Source organism: Cellulomonas citrea (genome assembly GCF_009829685.1).
GTDB lineage: Bacteria > Actinomycetota > Actinomycetes > Actinomycetales > Cellulomonadaceae > Cellulomonas > Cellulomonas citrea.
On sequence record NZ_VWSD01000185.1, the window covers coordinates 1 to 4973 of the forward strand.

Below are 4973 nucleotides of genomic sequence, written 5' to 3' on the forward strand. Positions count from 1 at the left end.
CCCCGCCCGCGTCCGACGGGGCGACCGGCGCGGTCACGGCGAGCGGGACGCCGACCCCCACCCCGACCGCGACGGCGCCGCCGGCCGAGCCGGTGACGATCGTGCTGGTCTCCGACCTGCACTGCAACGTCGGCATGGCGCCGGTGATCCGCGCCCTCGTCGAGGCCTCCGGGGCCGACATGGTGGTCGACGCCGGGGACACGACGATCAACGGCACGAGCGTCGAGGAGCAGTGCGTGCGCACGTTCGCCGACGCCGTGCCGGACGGTGTCGCGCTCGTCGCCGTCCCGGGCAACCACGATTCGGCGGTCACCGAGGCCGCCTACGCCAAGGCCGGGGCCGTCGTGCTGGACGGCAAGCCGCGCACCGTCGACGGCATCCGGTTCTTCGGGGACGCCGACCCGAACCAGACCCTGTTCGGCCAGTCCGCGAGCACGCGGCACGAGACCGAGCAGCAGGCGGGCGCCCGGATCGCGAAGGACGTGTGCGACGCCGGCGACGTCGACGTGCTGCTCATCCACAACCCGCGGGTGGCCGCCGCCTCGCTCGACTCCGGCTGCATCCCGGCGTCGTTGTCCGGGCACCTGCACGTGCGCACCGACCCTGTGCAGGTGGGGGAGGGCATCCGGTACATCTCGTCGAGCACCGCGGGGGCGCAGGCCGGGCAGCCCACCCTGGGGCCGTTGCACGGGACGGCCGAGCTCACGGTGCTGCGCTGGGACCCGACCGACCGCAGGTTCACCTCGTGGCAGCTGGTCAGCGTGTCCACGAGCGCGACGGCCCGGGTGGACGATCCGCAGCCGTGGCCGACGGTCCAGCCCGCCGCGCGCGCGGCCGCGCCGGACGGCACGCCGGGCCCGACGCCGACCGTCGACGCGACCGCCGTCGAGCAGCCCGCCGGCGGGGACTGAGCGGGCGGGGACCGAGCGGGGCGTCGGTAGAGTTGTGCAGGTGAACGACGTCCAGACCAGCACCCCCGCCGACGAGATCCCCTTCCGCTACACGGCCGGGCTCGCCGCGCAGATCGAGCAGCGCTGGCAGGACGAGTGGGACCGGCGCGGCACCTTCTTCACGCCCAACCCGAGCGGTCCGCTCACCGACGCCGAGGGACGGCACGCCGACCCGGCCAAACCGTCGTACTTCGTCATGGACATGTTCCCGTACCCCTCGGGCGCGGGTCTGCACGTGGGCCACCCGCTGGGCTACATCGCCACCGACGTGGTCGGCCGGTTCCGCCGCATGTGCGGGGACAACGTGCTGCACGCGCTGGCGTTCGACGCGTTCGGGCTGCCGGCCGAGCAGCACGCCATCGCCACCGGTCAGCACCCCCGGGCCAACACCGAGGCGAACATCGCGATCATGCAGCGTCAGCTGCGCCGGCTGGGCCTGGCGCACGACCCGCGCCGCTCGTTCGCCACGATCGACGACAGCTACGTGCGCTGGACGCAGTGGATCTTCCTGCAGGTCTTCAACGCCTGGTACGACGAAGCGGCCGTGCGCCCGGACGGCGGCGTGGGTCGGGCCCGTCCGATCGCCGAGCTCGAGGCCGAGCTGGCCGCCGGCACCCGCCCGGTGCCGGCCGGGGTCGACGGGGTGCCGGCCGGCGCCGCATGGGCCGACCTGGACCGGGTGGCCCGCCGTCGCGTGCTGGACGCGCACCGGCTGGCCTACCTGGCCGACACCCCGGTGAACTGGGCGCCGGGCCTGGGCACGGTGCTGGCCAACGAGGAGGTCACCGCCGACGGCCGTTCCGAGCGCGGCAACGTCCCGGTGTTCAAGCGCAACCTGCGCCAGTGGAACATGCGGATCACCGCCTACGCCGACCGCCTCACCGACGACCTGGACGGGATCGACTGGCCGGAGAAGGTGCGCTCCATGCAGCGGCACTGGATCGGCCGCTCCACGGGTGCCACCGTGCGGTTCGACGTCGTCGGCGGCGAGCTGCTCGAGGTCTTCACCACCCGGCCGGACACCCTGTTCGGGGCCACCTTCATGGTGGTCGCCCCCGAGCACCCGCTGCTCGACGAGGTCCCGGCCGCCTGGCCGGACGGCACGCACGAGGCGTGGACCGGCGGTCACGAGTCGCCGGCCGCGGCGGTTGCGGACTACCGCCGGTACGCCGCGGGTCGCACCGCCGTCGAGCGGCAGGCGGACGCCGGGCGCAAGACCGGTGTGTTCACCGGGCACCTGGCGGTCAACCCGGTGACCGGCACACCGCTGCCGGTGTTCACGGCCGACTACGTGCTCATGGGCTACGGCACCGGCGCGATCATGGCCGTGCCCGGCGGCGACGAGCGGGACTACGACTTCGCCACGACCTTCGAGCTGCCGGTGGTCTACACCGTCGACGGCGAGGGCGACGGCGCGCGCACCGGTGACGGCGCGATCATCAACTCGGCCAACGAGGGGCTGGACCTCAACGGGCTGGACGTGCCGGCGGCCAAGGCCGCGATGATCGCCTGGCTGGCGGCGCGCGGCGTCGGCGAGGAGACGACCACCTACCGGCTGCGCGACTGGCTGTTCAGCCGGCAGCGCTACTGGGGCGAGCCCTTCCCGGTGGTCTACGACGAGGATGACCAGCCGATCGCGCTGCCGGACTCCGCGCTGCCCGTCACGCTGCCCGAGGTGCCGGACTTCAGCCCGCGCACCTACGCCCCGGACGACGCGGACTCCAGCCCGGAGGCGCCGCTGGGTCGCAACGACGACTGGGTGCACGTCACCCTCGACCTCGGCGACGGGCCAAGGCAGTACCGCCGCGACACGAACACGATGCCCAACTGGGCCGGGTCGTGCTGGTACCACCTGCGCTACCTGGACCAGGTCTCGCCCGACGTGCTGGTCGACCCGGCGCTGGACCGGTACTGGCTCGGCCCGGGCCACGGCAGCCAGCCGGCCGGTTCGGTGGGCGGGGTGGACCTGTACGTCGGCGGTGTCGAGCACGCCGTGCTGCACCTGCTGTACTCCCGCTTCTGGCACAAGGTGCTCTACGACCTGGGCTACGTGTCGAGCTCCGAGCCGTTCCACAAGCTGTTCAACCAGGGCTACATCCAGGCGTACGCCTACACCGACGACCGCGGCGTCTACGTCCCCGCCGACGAGGTGGAGGAGGACGCCGCCGCCCCGGAGGGCTACGCCTGGCACGGCGAGGCGGTGCACCGCGAGTACGGGAAGATGGGCAAGTCGCTGAAGAACGTGGTGACGCCCGACGACATGTACACCGCCTACGGGGCGGACACGTTGCGGGTCTACGAGATGTCGATGGGTCCGCTGGACCTGTCGCGCCCGTGGGACACCCGCTCGGTCGTCGGGTCGCAGCGGTTCCTGCAGCGGCTGTGGCGCAACGTCGTCGACGAGCGCACGGGTGAGCTCGTCGTCGTCGACGACGCACCGGACGAGGCGACGCTGCGGGTGCTGCACGCCACGATCGCCGGGGTGCGGGCCGACATGGAGGCGATGCGCGAGAACACCGCGATCGCCAAGCTCATCGTGCTCAACAACCACCTGACGACGCTGGACCGGGTCCCGCGGGCCGTGGTCGAGGCACTCGTCCTCATGGTCGCCCCGATCGCCCCGCACATCGCCGAGGAGCTGTGGTCGCGGCTCGGCCACGAGCGCTCGCTCATCGACGCGCCGTTCCCGGTGGCCGACGAGCGCTACCTGGTGGCCGAGACGGTGACGTGCGTGCTGCAGGTCGCGGGCAAGGTGCGCGGCCGGGCGGAGGTCGACCCGCAGACCGGTGCGCAGGAGCTGGAGGCGCTCGCGCTCGCCGACCCGGGGGTGCAGCGGGCGCTGGCCGGCCGTGAGGTCCGCAAGGTGATCGTGCGGGCGCCGCACCTGGTCAACGTGGTGCCGGCCTGACCGGTCGACGGCCCGTGGCGGTCCCGCGGGTGGTGGTGGTGACGGACTCGACGGCCTGCCTGCCGCCGGACCTCGTCCGGGCCCACCACGTGCGGGTGGTGCCGCTGGACGTCGTCGTCGACGGGGTGCGCAGCCTCGACGGCGAGCTCGCGCCGACGGACCTGCTGGCGGCGCTGCGTCGCGGTGCGCGGATGAGCACGTCCCAGCCGCCGCCCGCCGCCTTCGCCGCGGCGTACGCCCGTGCGGTCGACGACGGCGCGACGGCCATCGTCTCGGTGCACCTGTCGGGGGCGTTGTCCGGCACGGTGGCGGCAGCCCGCGCCGCGGCCGCGGACTGCCCGGTGCCTGTCGAGGTGGTGGACAGCGGCTCGGCGGCGATGGGTCTGGGCTTCGCGGCGCTCGCCGCCGCACGGTTCGCCGAGGCCGTGCCGGTTCCGGCACGGCGCGGCCGGTGGCACCGGCTGCGGCTGCGGCGGCGCAGGTCGGCACCCGGGGCGGCACCGGCACCGACCGCGGCCGACGTGGCCGCGGTCGCCGGGCGGACCGCGCAGGACGCGTCGGTGTGGTTCCTCGTGGACTCGTTGGACCACCTGCGCCGCGGGGGGCGGCTGTCGGCCGCCTCGGCGGTCCTCGGCACGTTGCTGGCGCTGCACCCGCTGCTCACCCTGACCGCGGGGCGGCTGACCGTCGCGACCAAGGTGCGCACCCGACGGGCCGCCCGGCAGCGGCTCGAACAGCTCGCGGTCGACGCGGTGCTGGCGCGCGGTGCCGCGCGGGTCGCGGTGCACCACCTCGACCAGGAGGCCGCGGCCCGTGAGCTCGCGGAGTCGATCGTCGACCGGACCCAGGGTCGCGTGGTCGAGGTGGTGGTGGCCCCGGCGGGCGCCGTGCTGGCCGCGCATGTCGGCCCGGGGCTGCTGGCGGTCGTGGTGAGCGGTGCGACCGGCGGCACGTCCGCGGTCGACGACGAGCTCGACCCGTCCTCAGCCCCAGCGCACGACTGACTCCGCGGGAGCGGGGGGTCTCGGGGAGCGTCGTCGGACGTAGCGTCCGGCCGTGCCCGCCGACGCCCGTAGCCACAGCCGTGATCGGCTCGACGCCGTCATCGGGGCGGC

General features: G+C 74.4%; 3 protein-coding genes. All 3 read left to right on the top strand.

What is annotated here, in order from left to right; genetic code table 11:
• The coding region (locus F2B26_RS14465) for a metallophosphoesterase family protein (RefSeq protein ID WP_201292757.1) at window positions 1-911 on the top strand (911 nt) is incomplete at its 5' end.
• A gap of 34 nt (window positions 912-945) precedes the next feature.
• Entirely contained in the window at window positions 946-3858 is a 2913-nt protein-coding gene (gene leuS, locus F2B26_RS14470; protein WP_438939205.1) for a leucine--tRNA ligase, read from the top strand.
• 38 nt (window positions 3859-3896) lie between these two features.
• A complete protein-coding gene (locus F2B26_RS14475; RefSeq protein ID WP_235929693.1) occupies window positions 3897-4862 on the top strand; it encodes a DegV family protein in 966 nt (321 codons plus the stop codon).
• Window positions 4863-4973: the final 111 nt, after the last annotated feature.